This window comes from Sphingomonas sp. ERG5, assembly GCF_000803065.1.
In the GTDB taxonomy this organism is placed as follows: domain Bacteria; phylum Pseudomonadota; class Alphaproteobacteria; order Sphingomonadales; family Sphingomonadaceae; genus Sphingomonas.
The window spans coordinates 86,854-104,803 of record NZ_JSXI01000076.1 but is presented as its reverse complement, the minus strand read 5'-3'; the positions used below and the strand labels follow the sequence as shown (position 1 = coordinate 104,803).

The 17,950-nt window shown below is 63.7% G+C and carries 12 protein-coding genes; 7 read left to right on the top strand and 5 right to left on the bottom strand.

Translation table 11 applies throughout. The annotated features are described in order from the left end of the window. Positions 1-17 precede the first annotated feature (17 nt). On the bottom strand, positions 18-1,106 hold the full coding sequence (locus OO12_RS24735) for a site-specific integrase (RefSeq protein ID WP_235365006.1): 1,089 nt from the start codon (positions 1,104-1,106) through the stop codon (positions 18-20). Between the two features lie 98 nt (positions 1,107-1,204). Between OO12_RS24735 and OO12_RS24730 the strand changes: the two genes are divergently transcribed. Then, positions 1,205-2,143, top strand: coding sequence for a MarR family transcriptional regulator (locus OO12_RS24730; protein WP_006949334.1), 939 nt, complete (start codon positions 1,205-1,207; stop codon positions 2,141-2,143). 6 nt (positions 2,144-2,149) lie between these two features. Here the strand turns inward: OO12_RS24730 and OO12_RS27785 are convergent, their stop codons facing one another. The 3 genes from OO12_RS27785 to OO12_RS24720 form a co-directional block, all read right to left on the bottom strand. Next, positions 2,150-2,359 (bottom strand): WGR domain-containing protein, encoded by a 210-nt coding sequence (locus OO12_RS27785; RefSeq protein WP_152616646.1) that lies wholly within the window; start codon positions 2,357-2,359, stop codon positions 2,150-2,152. Further along, positions 2,356-3,336, bottom strand: coding sequence for a ParB/RepB/Spo0J family partition protein (locus OO12_RS24725; RefSeq protein WP_006949336.1), 981 nt, complete (start codon positions 3,334-3,336; stop codon positions 2,356-2,358). Before OO12_RS24725 ends, OO12_RS27785 begins: the two co-directional genes overlap by 4 nt. Positions 3,337-3,567: 231 nt before the next feature. Continuing rightward, the gene (locus OO12_RS24720) at positions 3,568-4,773 is read right to left on the bottom strand and encodes an AAA family ATPase (protein WP_006949340.1); all 1,206 of its coding nucleotides are present in this window, start codon (positions 4,771-4,773) and stop codon (positions 3,568-3,570) included. A 553-nt stretch (positions 4,774-5,326) separates the two neighbouring features. On the opposite strand from OO12_RS24720, the gene OO12_RS24715 reads away from it, so the two are divergent. From OO12_RS24715 to OO12_RS24705, 3 genes are all read left to right on the top strand, one after another. After that, positions 5,327-6,631 (top strand): replication protein RepA, encoded by a 1,305-nt coding sequence (locus tag OO12_RS24715; protein ID WP_006949342.1) that lies wholly within the window; start codon positions 5,327-5,329, stop codon positions 6,629-6,631. A 76-nt stretch (positions 6,632-6,707) separates the two neighbouring features. Then, on the top strand, positions 6,708-7,550 hold the full coding sequence (locus OO12_RS29470) for a DUF7146 domain-containing protein (RefSeq protein WP_034161362.1): 843 nt from the start codon (positions 6,708-6,710) through the stop codon (positions 7,548-7,550). A gap of 58 nt (positions 7,551-7,608) precedes the next feature. Then, complete coding sequence (locus tag OO12_RS24705; protein ID WP_006949344.1) at positions 7,609-11,826, top strand: strawberry notch-like NTP hydrolase domain-containing protein; 4,218 nt, start codon at positions 7,609-7,611, stop codon at positions 11,824-11,826. Positions 11,827-11,854: 28 nt separating this feature from the next. Here OO12_RS24705 and OO12_RS24700 read toward each other — a convergent pair whose 3' ends face one another. Next, positions 11,855-12,994 carry a Fic family protein gene (locus OO12_RS24700; protein WP_006949347.1) on the bottom strand — a complete coding sequence of 380 codons (1,140 nt, stop codon included), beginning with the start codon at positions 12,992-12,994 and terminating at the stop codon, positions 11,855-11,857. A 209-nt stretch (positions 12,995-13,203) separates the two neighbouring features. Between OO12_RS24700 and OO12_RS24695 the strand changes: the two genes are divergently transcribed. The 3 genes from OO12_RS24695 to OO12_RS24685 all read left to right on the top strand — a co-directional run bounded on the left by OO12_RS24695 (position 13,204) and on the right by OO12_RS24685 (position 17,907). Next, positions 13,204-15,258, top strand: a complete 2,055-nt coding sequence (locus OO12_RS24695; protein WP_006949349.1) for a ParB/RepB/Spo0J family partition protein — start codon at positions 13,204-13,206, stop codon at positions 15,256-15,258. A gap of 76 nt (positions 15,259-15,334) precedes the next feature. After that, positions 15,335-16,999: an ATP-binding protein gene (locus OO12_RS24690; RefSeq protein WP_020997457.1), complete on the top strand. Its 1,665-nt coding sequence runs from the start codon at positions 15,335-15,337 to the stop codon at positions 16,997-16,999. Beyond that, positions 16,996-17,907 carry an ArdC family protein gene (locus OO12_RS24685; RefSeq protein WP_006949354.1) on the top strand — a complete coding sequence of 304 codons (912 nt, stop codon included), beginning with the start codon at positions 16,996-16,998 and terminating at the stop codon, positions 17,905-17,907. The genes OO12_RS24690 and OO12_RS24685 overlap by 4 nt, the downstream gene beginning before the upstream one ends. The last annotated feature ends 43 nt before the right edge of the window (positions 17,908-17,950 follow it).

Here is a 17,950-nt window from a genome sequence, read left to right as displayed (position 1 = left end):
CCAACACGATCTCAGCCTCACGCAGCTTGCCGATAATCTCTTCCGGCTTGTGCCTCTTGCCCATTTCCAAACTCCTTCATGATCCAAAATAACAGAGATTTTGGACCACTCAGAAGGGGGCAGATCACTTCCTGCATCTTGGCGATGGTGGCGCCTGAGCGAGAAGCTTCGGTGAGGAACCCAGCCCGCAGCGAATGTCCCGCCACTGTTTCGGGATCGAGCCCCACGCGCCCCGCGTACTTCTGGATCAACCGGGCGATCGAGCGGTCCGACATGGGTTGGTCGGTCAGCCTGCCCTGTGGGTCGATCTGGTAGAACAGCGGCCCCGCACTACCGCCACGCACCGCCAGCCACGCCGTTAGCCGCTCGACGGGCCTCAGCGTCTTGCCCGCGGGCACCGCGATCACCTGCCCCTCCCCTTCCTGGTCGGTCTTGGAATGGCGCAGCGTCAGCTTCAGACCCTTGTCTACCATTTCCACATCGCGCCTTTCGAGCGCGACCAGTTCCGACCGGCGTAGCGCTGCTGCCAGTCCCAGCGCCATGATCGCCCGGTCTCGGATCGTGCGTGTGCCTTGCCCATCCGCCGCTGCAATCATCGCCGCAAGCTCACTGGCGGTGATCGCCGCCTTGCGGGCGCTGGGCCGCGCTCTCGCCTCGCGGCGGATCCCCGCGAGCGTATCGGCGATCACCATGCGCGCATCTAGCGCACTCGGCGCCACGAGACCGTCCTGCCGATGCTTCCATCCGATTGCAGCAAGATGGCGCCCAATGGTTGTATCGGCTTTGCCCTCGAGCGCGAGCGAAGCAAGGTAAGTTGCCACCGCCTCAGGCCGCGCCGGCAACGGGTCGAGTGAACGTTCGTCGCACCACCCTTCGAACTGGTTCCAATCGCTGGTATAGGCCCGCAGGGTGTTCGCCGCCTTGGCCTGCGCGCGGTAACCCCGCGCTGCGGCGATCTCCGCGTGCAGCCGGCTCCCGGGTCCGGCGACGGTGGCATGCGATACCGCCGAACCCGTGGTCAAGGTGCCTCGGGCGTCGAACCTGGCGGCCTCCGTAGTTTCCTTTGACATTTTCGCCCTTTTCCCGCGCAGGATCGGCCTTGTCATATGCCTATTTTCACTGTCCGAGAAGAGCCATTATCGGACAGTGAATGGACCGTACAAGCGGAGTATACTTTTTTGGCTTATAGTATATTCTCTGGCCGATGGATCACGCCCCTCCCCCGTGGCAACTCGCCCTCGCACGGCTCGAGGGGGCGCTGCCGTTCCTGTCCGCCGAGGTCGCCGACGGACTGGCGCGGGCCTCGCTCAGGCGGCTGTGGCGCGTCCATGTCCGCGACTTTCCTCAAGAAAACCAAGGCCCCGAGCACAATCCGGGGCTTGAAGCGGCCGAACTGACCCGCTCGTGGTACGCGGCCGAACGGCAGGACTTCCTGTCCTGGATCGCCCGGCGCGGCCCCCCTCCCCTCGCCCGCGCGGCCAGGCTCGCGCTCGCCGCGAAGGACGCACGCGAGAGCTTCTCATCGACCTTTGCGGCCGCCGACCGGGCATTGGAACGGCTCGATGCCCTGCTCCCGGCACGCGAGCCCCTGGCAGCCCTGACCGAATGGCTCCGCCAGCTGCGCGAGGACGAGATCGACTTTCTCGAGGGCGGCAGCGAGGAGGTGCTGATCGAGGGCCGCGTGTTCCAGCGGTTCGCCGCGCGCGGAAGTGCCTGGGCCGCCTCGCTCGCCGCCGCGATGCGCCCGCAGGTGTTCGGACTGGGGGCAGCACCGCTGGCGCTCGCCGGGCTCGCCCCGCGGGCCCTGTTCCGCGCCGATCCCGAACGCCCCCTCCCCTCCCTGCTGGCGAGTGCGATCGGCGCGGCGGCGGGTGACGTAGGAGCGGACCTCGCCGCCGTCACAGCTATGGTGGCGCGCGGCGAAGAACGCCTCGCGGGCCTCTACGCCTCGTCGCAGGCGCCAGCGATGTGGCAACTGATTGGCGGGCTGGGTCCCCTCACCCGCGCCGAACTGGCTCGCGCGCTCGGCGTGACCCGCCGTACCGCTTCACAGGCCGCTATGGCGCTCGAGAAAGCCGATCTGGCAACGCTGCGCCCCGAAGACCATGCCCTGGCCCCTAAAGGCGCTCACAGAGGCTCCTGAGGCCTCCTACGGCGCCAACGCGACCTCGCGGTAGGGCACGCCGATCCGCTTGGGCGCGGACGCCCGGCGGCGCAGCAGTCGGCGGGCAAAATGCGCCGCCTCATCCGCGCAGGCGAACGAGACCGCCCTTCCCTGCCCTTTGGTCCCGATCCACCCCCAGGCGAATTGGACGATCGACGCACCGAATGATCTTGGACAACGCCCCCAAAAGGTCAGGACGTCAGGATAGCCTCAATGGCCTTCAAGACCTCAGCTGCCGAAGCGCCGCTACGCGCAGGCACCTTGAAGGTATATCCGCTCCTCGATGAATAGACATAGCGCAAGATAACCTTGCCAGCGGCGCCCTTCACTTCGACGTCGCCCCCAGCAGGTTTTGCAGGGGCGACAGTGGCTCGAATAAGACGCTTTGCCACTTCCGGAGCGGGCATAGCCATTCCGAGATCGTCGCGCTCAGCAACAATGGCCCTGCTCTCTGCGACCATCAGATCCAGGGTGCGCTTTTCTGAAGTGAGTGGCTTGATGTCTCTTGCGATGCGGACCGTGATGCCATGCGTGTCAGGAAAGGCGTTCACGATCTCGGCCGGCAACCGCGCCACATCGAGCAGGCGGCTGAGCCATGAGCGCGAAATCTTCAGATGCTCTGCCATTTCGCTCTGGTTGGAATCGTAGAACTCCTCCAACGCCCGGGAATATTCCTTTGCCCGCTCCCAGTCAGAGATATCTTTGCGCGACCGGTTCTCGATGTCCGAAACCCTGAACGCTTCCTCGTCCGAAACGTTTTGGATCGTGACGAGGTATTCATATTCCGGGTGATGATGCTCGCGTAGCCACTGAACGGTCCACCATCGCCTTACGCCCGCGATGATTTCGAAGTCGTAGTCTGGGTCATCCTTGAGGCGGCGTACGATCGCGGGAATGCGCTGCTTCTTAGCGGAGAGGAATGCGTCGATGAGATCGCGGCAACTCTCTTCGTTCAAGTGGTCCAGATCGCGGTTATGCAGACGCCAGGGACGACAGCGAGATGGGTCGACCCACTCGGTACGATCCGTGACGACTTTGCCGGCAGCAATCCTCGCGAGGCTCTGACTACGGCTCGCCATAATGCTCTCCGATGGCGCAGGGCTGCCGACGTCGATCTCGTCGTCGAGCCCCTCTGTCAAACTGCTGCCGAAGCCCCGGTTACCCTTTGCCATCACCTACTCCAAACCTTTCAAATCACATTTGGCGGCCGCTTGTTGCCACGTGGCAACAAGCCCTTGCCCGCGCCTCGATTTTACCCTGAATCTTCGCACGTTGCCACGTGGCAACATCCATCGTTCAGCCAGTAAAATCTCGCCTTGTCGCACCAATCCAATTTCTCAAAACATGAGCTTAATTATTGATTTATCACCGTATTATGTCTTTGTTGCCACGTGGCAACGGCCCTAGACCGCCTCCCCTGCCCTGCTTGCCCAGGACCGAATGACATCCGCCTCGATTTCTCTGCAAACGTCGCTCAAATGTTTCATGCACCGGTTGTGAACCTCATGGGACGTGACCGGTCGATCAAGTTCAAAGACCGTCTTCATGCGTGAGCTGGCATTGTCGATTTCTGCGCTGGTCTTGAGGACAGAAGTCGCCATCGAGCCGCCGAAGACCTGCCGCATCATCGAAAGAATCTCGCGGTGCATAGACTTGCTTTCATCCACCCTGCTGCCAACGAGGCGGATAAAGTTGTAGGCCGGCTTCACCCGCTTCGCGAGCTGCTCGAGCTGCTTCATCGTTGTGCGCGCCATGTCGATAAACGACACGGTCGATGCGAAGTCGATGACGCTCGGCGGCACAGGAATTACCATCGCATTAGCCGCCTGCAGCACTGCCATCGAAACCATGCCAAGCGCCGGAGGCGGATCCATGATGACGATGTCGTAGTCATCGACGACCGTATCGATGGCTTCGGCGATCATGTCGATGATGTCGAAGTTCTGATTTTGTGCCAGGTAGCCGGCGATCTCGTATTCGAGATTGTAGAGCTTGAGATTGGCGGGGATCAGGTCGAGCCCGAAAAAGTGCGTCTTCCGGATGATCGAACGAACACCCAACAGTTCAGGATTATGGAAGTGGCCGTAAAGGGTATCATCCTCGGTCAGATCGACATCCGGCCGATAACCAAACATCATCGTCGAACTGGCTTGGCTGTCGCAGTCGATGAACAGTACCCTGTAGCCGTGAATGGCAAAGTGCTGTGCGAGGTGCAGAGCCACAGTCGACTTGCCTACGCCCCCTTTGAAGTTCGAGACGGAGATGACCGCCGGGGTGTCCGTCGGAGCGCGCCACGGGCGAGTGCCAAAAACGGCACGCATATGATCCAATTCTTCCAATGAGTACTGGACCCGGTGGCCAGAAGCGGTTCGGTCGCGCTGCGGGAGGCGGCCATCACGCTCAGCTTCGCGAATTGCAGACGCTGTTCGCCCCACAAGGGAGGCCGCCTTCGAAATGGAATACGACGGGCCAACCTTTTGCCCGGTCTCCGGATCGAGCGCACCGTCACGAATACGCTTCAGGATGGTGAGGGCCTTGCGGTGCAGATTGCCAAGGCCGTCTTCCAAGAGTTCATCGGGTTGTGCGTCGAGCGCTGCGTCGGTAGCCATGATCACCGCTTTGTGAGATTGAGGGCGCCAATTAGCACTCTTGGCAGTTTTGAGCAAACTTCGGCCACCAACCTTACAAATTGACCGATGATCTCCGTGCCCTTTCGCGAATCAGGAGCCGGCTCGATGCAGCACTTAGGGACTCAGACCGATGATGTCGGGTCCCGCGAGGTGTCTAGGAGGCGACAACCCCATAGTCCGCTGGGCGCCCTCACAGCCGAATTGACCCGGCTGTGGACAATCACCGATGATCTCGGTGCAAGCCGATGAATTCAGTGCGTTTCCCCGATGATCTCGGTTCCCTTTGGACCGATGATCTCGGAGCCCATACCTACTAAAGGAATCTCCTAGAAAAACCGATTCGCGAATCGCTTTTTTCAAAATTGAGATTGGATTTGGTTTCGCTCCTCCAAACCGCTCCGAGATCATCGGCCGACTTGGAGGTTTGAGGCCCGGAAACCCGTCGAAACTGCCAATGGCCTTGCTTTCGAAGCTCAAACCTGTTGTTTAACGACCAACCCGAGGCTCCAATGAGTCGGGAAGGGACGGTTCAATGAGCGGAGACACACTGCGTCCAATCGGACATCAATACGCCCTAGCAATGCTAGGCGGCGGTGAAGAGCGAGTTCGCTCCTTAGCGCAGTCTGCCGGCACTCAACTCACGATGGATGCCTTCCTTCGCGTCCAGGACGAAGAACCCGTTCCGGCATTTCTGCATTCCGCATTGTGCGCCATGTCGTTGCCGACCAAGCGACCGAAGGACGATACTCTACCGATTCTTCGCGAAGACGGAAAATATGCACTGGCCATCAATCCACGGCCGGTTCTCCAGACGGTGGACGGTAAGCCCGTGCTACGAAGCGTTGGTGTGCCCTATGGAGCTTATCCACGCGTTGCGCTGATCTATCTGCTTTCTCAGGCCGTCACAAAGCGATCGCGAGACGTTTATTTGGGGCGTAATTTCACGGAATGGATGCGCCGCCTTGGCTACCAGACCGTCTCATATGGCCCACGGGGAACGGCCAATCTGATGCGCGAGCAAGTCGATCGGCTCCTTGCGTGTGAATGGCAAATCCGTTGGGAAGGCAACGACGCTGGCGACAACGCATTCGCCGTGCGAGACGTAAAAATTTCAAACGAATACGCCGGCTCGCTGGAAAAAAATGGGGCGTTTGCTCGCGAAATCCGGATGTCCGAGGCGTTCTATAGTCACCTTATCGACCACGCCGTTCCGTTGAACGAGATTGCAATCCGTGAGCTCAAGGGCACACCCACAGCGCTCGATCTCTATACCTACCTCGCGTACAGGCTCCCGCGGATCAGCAGCGATCGAGGCCAGGTAATATCTTGGGACCAGTTGGCCAAGCACTTGGGCAACGACGCCGACAGCAAACGCTTCCGCCAGACCGTGCGCGAAACAATGCAATTGGTCTCCGCTGTCTACCCGAACGCCGACGTTGATTTCAGCGGCAGGAAAGTAGTGCTGCGGCCTTCGCCGGCACCTTTAGAGCGGAAGCTCGTTGGCCCGCACTTGCGGTTGCTGGGCGCTCCGGCCCCGGAAACCGCACCGAGATCATCGGTCACCAAAGCTCCTCGGTCGAGTGTCCGGAACATCAAGGTCTCCGAGCCCGTATTTCCTTTCCCAGCAGGCAGCCTGACCTATGGCGAAAGGGAAACAAAGTTCCGAGCAATCGGCCTTGAGAAGGGTAAGCCCTGGTGCGTCGATACCATGGCGAACGCATTCCGCACCGGCTTTCCCGGTATCAAACAAGAGCGGACCGATGCCGAGTGGTTGAGAGTCTGGGAAGCCTTTGTCATTCGTTATGCCGAGCGACGCGCAAATTCGGATGCTGGCTGACCGATGATTTCCGAGCACTTCGGTTAGGCTGAAGCGCAGGACGAGGGGGAGGGGAGTAGGGTCGAACTGGGCAGTCATGCCCATCGTCAACAACAATCCCAGTCCCGACCTACGCAGTCTTGTTCGGCGCATCGGGGGCAATTGGTCCGGTAATACCGCGATGTGTCGGTGCCCTTGCCATGCCGACAGAACACCATCTCTATCCATCCGCCAAGGTGATCGAGCCATTCTCGTAACGTGCCATGCAGGTTGCGACAGCCGGGACGTAATCAGAGCTCTTCGACGCATCGCAGACCTGCCGACGGTCGATGCCTCTGGCATGACCCCCAGCTTCCAGCGCAACACGGGAATTCACCTCGCAATCTGGCAAGCCGGTCGACCAATCGAAGCGACTCTGGCGGAGCGATATGTGCGCGAGGTGCGCCAGATATGGGCACCCCTTGAAGACCTGCGCTTTCATCCCCGGTGTCCACGAGGGAAGGGGATGCTTGCGAGCTTCGAGCCGGCACTCCTCGTCGCGATGCGCAAGGCGGGCGCGATCGCCGCGATCCAGCGGATTTTCCTCGATCCGTCGACAGCGGACTACACCGAGAAGCGCGTCCTCGGCCAGGCTATCGGCGCTGCATGGACCAACGGCCCGCCGGGCAAGACCATCGGCATCTGCGAGGGGTTCGAGACTGCGGCTGCTTATACCTCGCTCACGGGTATCCAGGCCTGGGCGACCATGGGCGCCAAGCGCTTCCACCAGGTCGATATCCCGGCATCCGTCGAAACCGTGATCCTGCTGGCGGACAACGACGCCGAGGGCAGGCGCGCGCGCGAGCGCGCAGCCGAAACCTACCGACGCCCCGGCCTTGCAATCGAGACCGAATGGCCGCCTTTCCGCATGAACGACTGGGCGCAGCTCCTGAAGCGGTGAGGGGAGGGGGGCTGGAGCGGGTGTGCCGCTGATCGGCACGAGCTCAGGAGTTCTCCGCATGACCACAACGATTCCGCGCGCGAGCGCCATTCTCGGCGCTGCGCGCACACTTGCCGCCAAGCTGCTCCTCGCTGTTCCGATCGACCGCGCCGCTCTGAGCCAAGCCATGACCGAAAGTGCTGGCGGCCGTGACGCAGCAGGTGCCTGGCAGCAGCGTGACAGTTTCGAAGCGCTGGAAGTCGCGCTCTCCCTCGCCATTCCCGAGCTTGTCAGCCGCATGGACGTCGGCGCGGCGATCGCCACGCTGGAGGCGCTGGCGAAAGAACTGCCAACCCACACGGTACGCAGCGAGGACCAGATCCAGTTTCAGCAGTTTTCGACGCCGCCGGCGCTGGCCCGTCTTGCAGTTCATCTGGCGCGGCTTTCGAGCGATGACGTGGTGCTTGAGCCGAGCGCAGGCACCGGGATCATCGCTTCGCTTGCCAAGGGCGCGGCCAAGGATCTGATACTCAACGAACTCGAGGCAACCCGCGCCGACCTGCTCGAGGCCGTGTTTCCGGGAACGAAGGTCTACCGCCACGACGGCGCAAAACTCAGCGCGCTGCTCTCCGGAACTGAACGGCCAAGCGCCGTCCTGATGAACCCGCCGTTCTCGGTGTCGCAATCACGTGGGCAAGATCAGAACACTGCCGCCAGACACCTGCGGGCCGCCCTCGACCATCTGCTGCCCGGAGGCCGGATCGTCGCGATCATGCCGGACTGGTTCTCGCCCTCAGCCAGGTACGAAGAAACCTTCCGGCGCACCCTCGAAGGTGCGCGGGTCGTCCTGTCGCTTCGTCTGGCCAAGGGCGGCTATGCCAAGCACGGCACCGGTATCGCCGTTCGCGTGCTGGTGATCGACAAGATGCCAGGCGAGATCGGCGTATCCACGATAAATCGCGGTTCGGTCGGCGAACTCTTCGCCGCGCTGCCAACCCTGCCGCCTCGGGCGCCATTGCGCGACCCGACGCAGGCGGCAGCGCCCCGACCAAAGCTCAGCCTGTTCCGCTCGGTGAAGACCGGCCCAGCCCGGCCCGTGATCGTGCGGGCGGCAAATACCAATGAGGTCCGTCCCGTCGCATACGAAGTGCTGGCCGAACCCGCCGCGATGGGCGAGCAGCGCGGGGTCTATGCCGATTACCGGCCTTCACGCGTGGTGATCGCGGAAGCTGGCGAACACCCGACGCACCTGGTCGAATCCGCCGCCATGGCCTCGATCGCCGCGCCCAAACCCGGCTACGTGCCCGCTTTGCCCGAACGCACGGTGACCGCGCGATTGCTGTCCGCCGCCCAGCTTGAAACCGTGATTTACGCGGGCGAGGCCTGGAGCCGCGACCTTCATGGCCGCTTCAGCCATCCCGCCGGCGAGGTTGCGCTCAAGGAGGATCCTGAGGGTAAGCTCTACCGCACGGGGTTCTTCCTTGGCGACGGCACCGGGGCAGGGAAGGGGAGGCAGGCTGCGGCCTGCATTCTCGACCAGTGGCTCAAGGGCAATCACCGCCACATCTGGATCTCGAAGAATGCGCCGCTCCTTGAGGACGCACAGCGCGACTGGACGGCGATCGGCGGATTGCCGTCGGACATTCTCGACCTTGCCCGCTGGAAGATCGGTGAGGAGATCACCGCGCCCGAGGGCATCCTGTTTGTTGCCTACGGCACGCTGCGCAGCTCGCGCGTCGAGGATACCCGGCTCGACCAGATCGTCCGCTGGGCCGGCGAAGACTTCGAAGGCGTGATCGTCTTCGACGAGGCCCACGAAATGGGCGGCGTTGCGGGCGGGGAAGGGGCATTTGGCCAAAAGCAGGGCTCCCTCCAAGGCATTGCCGGGGTGCTGCTCCAGAACACACTGCCCCGCGCCCGGGTGCTCTACGCCTCGGCCACCGGCGCATCGGACGTCAACAATCTTGCTTATGCGGTCCGACTTGGCCTGTGGGGACCGGGCACGGCCTTTGCGAACCGCGAGCAGTTCATCAGCGAGATCCGCGACGGCGGCATTGCCGCGATGGAACTGGTGGCGCGCGACCTCAAGGCCTCCGGGCTCTACCTCGCCCGGGCGCTCAGCTTCGCTGGGATCGAGTACGACATCCTCCGCCACGATCTGACCCCGGAGCAGATCGCGGTCTACGACACCTATTGCGAGGCCTGGACGATCATTCACCAGAACCTCGAGGCTGCACTCGAACTCACCGGGATCGTCGATGGGCTTGAGAACAAAACCCTCAACAGCGGCGCCAAGGCGGCGGCCCGCAGCCGGTTCGAGGGGACGAAGCAGCGGTTCTTTGCCCAGGTGCTGCTCTCGCTGAAGTTGCCCTCGATCTATCCCGCGATCGACGAGCATCTGGCGAACGACGAAAGTGTGGTCGTCCAACTCGTCAGCACGGCGGAATCGATCCTCAATCGGCGCCTAAATGAGCTCGATCCCGACGAGCGCGAAGCGCTGGAACTGGACCTTTCGCCCAGGGAGGCGATCGTGGACTGCCTCACCCGGGCCTTCCCGACCCGGCAGATGGAAGAATACACCGACGAGCTCGGCGACGTGCGCTCGCGGCCGATGTGGGATGAGGCAGGCAATCCGGTCCACAACCCGCAGGCCGAGGCTACGCGCGCAGACCTGATCGAGCATATCTGCGCGATGCCGCCGATCCCGACCGCGCTTGATGCCCTGCTGGAGCACTACGGCGTGACTGCGGTGGCCGAGGTCACCGGGCGTAGCAAACGCCTCGTCCGGGATGGTTCGGGCCAGCAGCGCCTCGAGAGCCGTTCGCCGCGGACCAATCTTGCCGAGACGACCGCGTTCATGACCGGGGCCAAGCGCATACTTGTGTTCTCGGATGCGGGCGGCACGGGCCGCAGCTATCACGCCAGTCTTGATGCCAGGAACCAGCAGCGCCGGGTCCACTTCCTGCTCGAACCTGGCTGGCGCGCGGACCGTGCGATCCAGGGGCTGGGGCGCACCCACCGCACCCATCAGGCCTGCCCGCCGCTGTTCCGACCGGTCACCACCGACTGCAAGGGCGAGGCCCGGTTCACCAGCACGATCGCCCGGCGCCTCGACGCACTGGGCGCGCTTACTCGCGGCCAGCGCCAGACCGGCGGGCAGGGCATGTTCGATGCCAGCGACAACCTCGAGAGCATCTATGCCAAGCACGCGCTGCACGACTGGTACGGCCTGCTCGCAACCGCCAAGCTCAAGAGCACGACCTTGGCCGAGTTCCAACGGATGAGCGGGCTTGAGCTCACCGATCAGGACGGGATTCTGCGCGAGGACCTGCCGCCGATCCAGCGCTGGCTCAACCGCATCCTCGCCATGAAGATCGCCGTCCAGAACGCCATCTTCGACGAGTTCCTCACCCTTGTTGAAACCCGCGTCTCCGCAGCCAAGGAAGCCGGCACCTTCGACATCGGCGTCGAGACCGTGGCGGTCGAGGCCTGCGAGGTGCTGTCCGACACGGTGATCCGGACCGACCCCGTGACCGGCGCGACCTCGCACCTGCTTGAGCTGTCGCTGACCCAGCGGCGCAAGGTCCTCTCGCTCGAGCGCGTGCTCAAAATGGCATCGTATGAGGAACAGCCGCTGTTTCTGCGCAATGACAAGTCGGGGAAGGTTGCGCTCGGCATCGCGGCGCCCTCGCACATGGACGAGGAGGGCCACATGATCCGCCGTTACGAACTCGTGCGGCCTTTGCGCAGCGAGTACCTCCGCGCTGACCGTCTCGACGAGTCCGCCTGGGAGCCCGTCACCAAGTCCCGGTTCAGCGCGCTGTGGGAAGAGGAATACGCCGCCGACGAGAGCCAACTGGTCACAGAGACCGTCTATCTCGCGACCGGCCTGCTCCTGCCAATCTGGGGCGCGCTTCCCAAGGAAGACCTCACGGTCAACCGCATCGTCGACAAGTCGGGCGCCTCCTGGCTCGGCCGCCATGTCCACGACCTCTACGTCGATGCGACCCTCGAGAAGCTTGGGGTTGCCCGCAAGGCGCAGACCGATCCGACCAAGATTGCCGCCGCCATTCTCGGTGGGGGCACGTGGAAGGCGCCGCATCCCCTCAATTTTACCATCCGGACGTCCCGGGTGAACGGTTCCCGAAGGATCGAGATCGTCGATGCCGAAGCCGCGCGCATTCCCGAGCTCAAGGCCATGGGCTGCTTCACCGAAATCATCGCCTACAAGACGCGGGTGTTCGTGCCACTCGACCGGGCCGAGGCGATCATCGCCAGCATCGCCGGGCAGGCCTGACCCCCGCGCTCATTTAACATCACTGCTGTTAGATGGGCGCGGCGATGTTGGATGAGGGGCGTTCCGCGTCGATCAGCAGATGGTAGCGCGTCGACTTGAGGGTCCCGGTCTGGCCAAGTGCGCCCATCGCCACCAGCTCCTGCAGGTCACGCGTCGCGGTCGCGCGCGAGGTGTCGGCGATGGTGACGTAGTTTGCAGCACTAAGCCCGCCCTTGAAGCCATCAAGGCCCTCGCGCAGCATGCGCACGATGACCTTTTCCTGCCGCGCATTGAGTCGTCCGCGAAACTTGTCGTGGAACCGCGTCTTGGCGAGCAGGAAATCGATGAGAGCCAGGCTGTGCGCCTGCGCTTCCAGTACCGTCTCGGCGAAATAGACGAGCCAGTCGGTGACCTCGTTGACCTTGTTGGCGGCTTCGAGCGCATCGTAATAGGCCGAGCGCCTGCGCTGGATCGTCTGCGATAAGGCGATGAGACTGGGCTGCCCGATTGCCTGCGACAGCGCCTTCTCAGAGATCGCCCGGCCAATGCGGCCATTGCCATCCTCGAAAGGATGGACGCTGACGAAGTAGAGATGGGCGAGGCCCGACCGGGTAAGGGCGGGCAGGGGTGCCGTGCCGGCAGGACCGCTCGCGGCGAACCATTCCAGGAACCGGGCCATCTCATCCGCCATCGCGCTCGACGGCGGAGCTTCGAAGTGAACGGTCGGCTTGTGCAGCACGCCCGAAACCACCTGCATCGCATCTTCGTGTTCGCGGTAGCGTCCGACCGCCTCGACGTCGCTGCGCCCGCTCAGCACCAACCGGTGCCAGTGCGACAGAACGTCCTCGGTTAGCGGATCGGCAAAGCCGCGGTAGAGGTCGATCATCATTTCCGCGATCCCGCGCTCGGCGGGCAGAACGCGGCGTTTCTCGGTCTCGAGCCCGAACTCGCGTCGCAAGGATACCTGGACGCTGTCGCGATTGAGCAACTCGCCCTCGATCTGCGAGGTCTTGATCGCTTCGTCGGTCATCACGTCGAGAACGACGCTCGTGCGGTCCTTCTCGCCAAGGTGCTTCACCACGCCGATCATGACGCCCGACTGCTGCAGGAATCGCGCCTCGAGCGCGGCGAGAGCAGCGCCGTTCCAGCGAAAATCAGGCCAATCCGGCTGCTGCCAGTTCCACTTCATGAGGCATTGATCCTGCGTTTATGCCTCACTCTATGCCGTATCTTGAGGCATAAATCCACAATTTATGCCTCACGGGGCTTTGAACGGCTGTGCCCGCAAGCATTTCGGGCTCGGTCTGACGTCCGGAGCGTCCTGAAACTGTGAGGGGAGGGGGGCTGGAAGAGGTGAGCCGAAGGGCTCGGCCAAATCCGGCTTTCAGGAGCACCCCCATGAACGACATCGAGTTGATCCCGCTCGGCAAGCTACGGCTGTCCGAAGCCAACGTCCGCAAGAACGACAGCAACCTCTTCATCGAAGAATTGGCTGCCAATATCGAGGCCAAGGGCCTCCTCCAGAACCTGATCGTTGTGCCCGCCAAGAAGCGCGGCATGTTCGACGTGACCGCAGGCGGCCGCCGCCTGCGCGCCCTCAACTTCCTTCTGACCGCCGGCAAGCTCCCCAAGGACCACCCCGTCGCCTGCCGGGTGCTCGACATCGATACCGCCGAGCAGTCCGAACTCTCGCTGATCGAGAACGTCATCCGGCTAGATATGACGCCGACCGACGAGATCCGCGCCTACAAGCACTTCGTCAACGAGGGCAGCGACCTCGACGCGATCGCCAAGCGGTTCGGCCGCACCCGCCGGTTCATCGAAGGCCGCCTGCGGCTTGCCGACCTTGCCGATCCGATCTTCGCCGCACTCGAGGAGGGCAAGATCACCCTCGATGTCGCCAAGGCCTATGCGACGACGCCCAACCATGATCGCCAGATGATGGTCTGGAGCGAATTGTCGAACTCATGGCAGGGCAACAACCCCGATTCAATCCGCCGCATGGTCACGCACAGCGCGATCCGCTCATCCTCGCCAATGGCGAAGCTGGCAACCGAAGCCGACTACCTGGCCGCTGGCGGCAAGATCGAGCGTGACCTCTTCACCGAAGATGGCGGCGAGACCTGGATCGATGCCGAGATCGCCCAGCGCATTGCCGGCGAGAAGCTCCAGGCCTTTGCGGCCGAGATTGCCGAAACCTCCGGCTATGCCTGGGTGCGCCCGATCCTTGAGACCCGCGTCACCTACAACGCGACCGAAGACCTCCACCAGGTCCATCTCGAACCGGCACCGCTCACCGACGAGGAACAAGTCGAGGCTGACAAGCTCCTCGAGACGATCTCGGCGCTGGAAGCTGAAAGCGAGACCCTCGACGAAGACGACGAGGCTGCCGCCGCCGAGTTCCAGACCCGCTGGGATGCCGCGAGCAGCGCCTACGACGCGCTCCACGACAAACCCCCGGTGATCCCCGAGGAGATGAAGGCGAATGTCGGCTGCTTCGTGATCATCGGCGCCGACGGCCAGCCCACGGTTGCCAGCGGCCTCTACAGCGACAAGCCGCTCGAACGCCGCAAGGCCCGCGGGGGCGACGCCGCCGAGGGTGCCAGCGGAACGGCAGGGGATGGCGGTAGCGCCTCGTCCGCGCCCAAGCCACTGTCGCAGAAGCTGGTCGAGGAGCTCGCGGTGCAGCGCCGCGACATTCTCGCGATCAACCTCGCCTCGAACCCGGCGATCGCACTCGACTACCTGATCTTCGCTATCGCGGACTCCCGCGCGCTCTACAGTGCGCAGGCGCTCGGAACGACGCTCCGCGCGCCGTCGCCCTCGATCTACCTCGCCAACTACCCCGAAAGCCCGGCGCATACGCTGATGGCTGACATGCGTGAGACGCTCGACCTGTCGTGGACCGAGCATCGCCGCACGGTCGACCGGTTCTCGGCGTTCAGCGCGCTCGACGACGATGCCAAGGCAAGCTGGCTCGCCTGGTGCATGGCAAAGACGCTGGAGGCGAGCATGGGGATCGACAAGAAGGCAGGGCAGTCCGGCCCCGAGCCGATCGATCTCCACGATCACCTTGCGGCGCTGATGGGGATCAACGTCGCCAGCCACTGGCGGCCGACCTCGGCCAATTACTTCGACCGCGTCAGCAAGCAGGCGCTGCTCGCCCATGTCAGCGAAGTCGGCGGCCCAACCATGGCGGCGAGCTTCATGGGCTCGAAGAAGGGCGACCTCTCGGCTTCCTGCGAGAAGCTGTTTGCCGGTGAGACCATCGTCGCCCCCGAGGTAAAGGAAGCCGCCCTCGCGTGGGTGCCAGAAGCCATGCGGTTCCGGGTGCTCGCGGCGAGCGAGCCCGATGACGAGGCGCCGGTCGAGCACGAACCCGAGAGCGATGCGGGCGACCTCGAACCTGCCGAAGAGCAGGACGCCGACGCCGGCGAGACCGTCGACGCCTGAGCCAGCCCTGCCGGCACGCTGCCCGCGCATCCCTTGCGCCCTGTGACAGCGTGCCGGCCCATCCAGGAACCACCTCATGACCATGATCACCAAGCTGCGCGCCCGGGTCTCTCCGCACGCGATCTCGAAGGTTACCCGGATCTTCAACGGGACCCTCGACGACATCTTCAACGAACTCTTCCAGAATGCCCGCCGCGCGGGTGCGACCAGCATCACCGTCACCGCGGAGCATCTGGCGGACGCCTGCCTCATCACGGTAGGCGACGACGGCGGCGGGATCGCCGATCCGGTCGACCTCCTCTCGCTCGGCCAATCCGACTGGTCCGACGAATGCCGCACCCGCGAGGACCCGGCGGGCATGGGCTTCTTCAGTCTGGCTGGCCTTGACACGGTGGTCAGTTCGCGAAGCGGGGGCGGTGCATTCTCGCTCGCGATTGCGGGGGATGCCTGGACCGGCGAGGCCGACATCGATGTGCTCCCGTGGGATGGAGCGCCCGGCACGACAATCGCCTTCCGGTTCGATCCGCAGCCTGACGGTAAGCTCGAACGCTGCGTCGAGGCGGCGGCGCGGTTCCTGTCGCTTGCCGTCAGCTACAACGGCAAGGACCTCGCCCGCGCCGATTTCCTCGCAGACGCGCACAAGGTCATCGAGCGGGAGGGGTTCCGGATCGGCGTGTTCCGCGACCGGTACTCGCCCCACATCGCGACACTCAACTTCCACGGGGTCACGTTGAAACACGCCTTCCCGGTCGTGAAGGAAGTCCATCACACCCAGTGGTCGGTGCAGGTCGACGTGATCGACGCGCCCGATCTCGTCCTGGTGCTGCCCGCCCGCAAGGAAATCTACCGCAACGCCGCACTCGACCGGCTCGTGGCGCTCTGCCGCGAGGCGATTTTTTCGGTCATCCGCGAGGAACCGTTCCACCGCCTGAGCTTCGACAACTGGCTCGAGGCGAACCTCTACCACGACGACTTCCCGCAGGCGGCCCGGCAATTGCCGCTGTGGTACCCGACGCTCGCCCGCGACAGCTACCGCGAGGTGCCGCGGTTTGCCGACCTCGAACCGGGATCGGCGATCTATGACGACACTGACTCCTTCGACGCGGTCACTTTCGGGCGGGCATTGCGGCGCTCGAACGGCGGCGAGATGCACCGCCTCGGCGGCCCCGAACCGCGCGCGTTCTACGAACCGATCACCAACTTCATCGGCTATCCCTGGTACGATGCCCTCCCGGCCTTCGTGCGGACCGGCGAGCGCTACACCTTCGATGGCGGCATACCCGCGGGCGAAGCCGAAGCTGTCACCCTGCGCCCCGACGCGATCACCATCGAACTCACCGATCAGCACGACCGGCGGCTCGATCTCGAGACCGACTTCGCGATCCTGGAAGATGCCGACTCCTGGGGCGACCCCGACTGCGCGCGCATTGCACTGACCCGGACCACCGCGCTAGGGCCCGATGATCTCACCGACCTCATCATCGATGCGGTGTTCTCGCCTTCGGACGATTCCGATGCGGACAGCTACGACACCCAGGAGACCCGATTCCGCCACGATGCGGCGGTGCGTGCCCATGCCATCCTCGAGGGCGAGGATGCCGCGATCCTCGCTGGCATCCGCATGGCTTTCGCTGACCGGGTCGCCTGGCGCATCCCGCATGGGCGCACGCTGCGCCTTTCCTGGTCGAGCGCCGCCTCCGACCTCTCGCCCGATCCTGTGCCGGAGGGCCCGGCCCAATGACCCGTCACCCCAAACCCGACGTCGCGCAGGTCATCACCGACCTGATCCTCGAGAAGATCGCCGCGGGCACCGCTCCCTGGCTCAAGCCCTGGACCTCGACCAGCACGCGGCCGCTCCGCCACAACGGGGTTCCCTATTCGGGGATAAACACGTTCTTTCTTTGGGCGGTCGCCGAGAGCCGGGGCTACGCCAGCCCTTACTGGATGACCTTCCGCCAGGCGCTCGAACACGGCGCCCATGTCCGCAAGGGCGAGAGCGGCTCGTTCAGCGTGTTCTACTCCTCGGCGCGCAAGACCGACACCGATCACCAAACCGGTGAGACGACCGAGAAGACCATCCGGTTCATGAAGTGGAACCACGTCTTCAACGCTTCGCAGATCGAGGGCCTGCCGGCGCACTACTACCCCGAGCCGCCCGATCCCAAGGCGATCGGCGAGCTCTCGGCCGGGGTGCAGGCCTTTCTCGACGCGATCCCGGTCCGCGTCGTCCACGGCGGCGACAGCGCGCATTACACGCCGAGCACCGACACGGTGACCTTGCCGTCGCCAAACGCATTCCATTCGATCGAGGCTTACTTCTCGACCCGGTGCCACGAGCTCGGCCACGCCACGGGGTCGGCCAAACGGCTCAACCGCCAGTTCGGCAAGCGCTTCGGGGACGATGCCTATGCCTTCGAAGAAATCGTCGCGTCGCTGTGCCAAGCCACCCTTTGCGCCGAATACGGCCTCCCCAACGAACTCCACGACAGCCACGCCTCCTACATCCACCACTGGATGAAGATCCTGCGCGGCGACAAGACCGCCATCCTCCATGCGGCGGCCAAGGCCGAGCAGGCGGTGAAGTGGCTGCGCCAGTTTGATCCGGCGCTCGGTTCGCCCCTGCCGGACGAACTCAAGGAGGCAGCCTGACGGCGTCCGGAAAGCGGAGGCACTGCGGCCGCTCGCAGAGCGA

Coding starts and splice junctions, on each gene's coding strand:
- OO12_RS24735 (WP_235365006.1), bottom strand. CDS start 1,106: ATGACAAGGCCGATCCTGCGCGGGAAAAGGGCGAAAATGTCAAAGGAA.
- OO12_RS24730 (WP_006949334.1), top strand. CDS start 1,205: ATGGATCACGCCCCTCCCCCGTGGCAACTCGCCCTCGCACGGCTCGAG.
- OO12_RS24725 (WP_006949336.1), bottom strand. CDS start 3,336: ATGGCAAAGGGTAACCGGGGCTTCGGCAGCAGTTTGACAGAGGGGCTC.
- OO12_RS24720 (WP_006949340.1), bottom strand. CDS start 4,773: ATGGCTACCGACGCAGCGCTCGACGCACAACCCGATGAACTCTTGGAA.
- OO12_RS24715 (WP_006949342.1), top strand. CDS start 5,327: ATGAGCGGAGACACACTGCGTCCAATCGGACATCAATACGCCCTAGCA.
- OO12_RS29470 (WP_034161362.1), top strand. CDS start 6,708: ATGCCCATCGTCAACAACAATCCCAGTCCCGACCTACGCAGTCTTGTT.
- OO12_RS24705 (WP_006949344.1), top strand. CDS start 7,609: ATGACCACAACGATTCCGCGCGCGAGCGCCATTCTCGGCGCTGCGCGC.
- OO12_RS24700 (WP_006949347.1), bottom strand. CDS start 12,994: ATGAAGTGGAACTGGCAGCAGCCGGATTGGCCTGATTTTCGCTGGAAC.
- OO12_RS24695 (WP_006949349.1), top strand. CDS start 13,204: ATGAACGACATCGAGTTGATCCCGCTCGGCAAGCTACGGCTGTCCGAA.
- OO12_RS24690 (WP_020997457.1), top strand. CDS start 15,335: ATGACCATGATCACCAAGCTGCGCGCCCGGGTCTCTCCGCACGCGATC.
- OO12_RS24685 (WP_006949354.1), top strand. CDS start 16,996: ATGACCCGTCACCCCAAACCCGACGTCGCGCAGGTCATCACCGACCTG.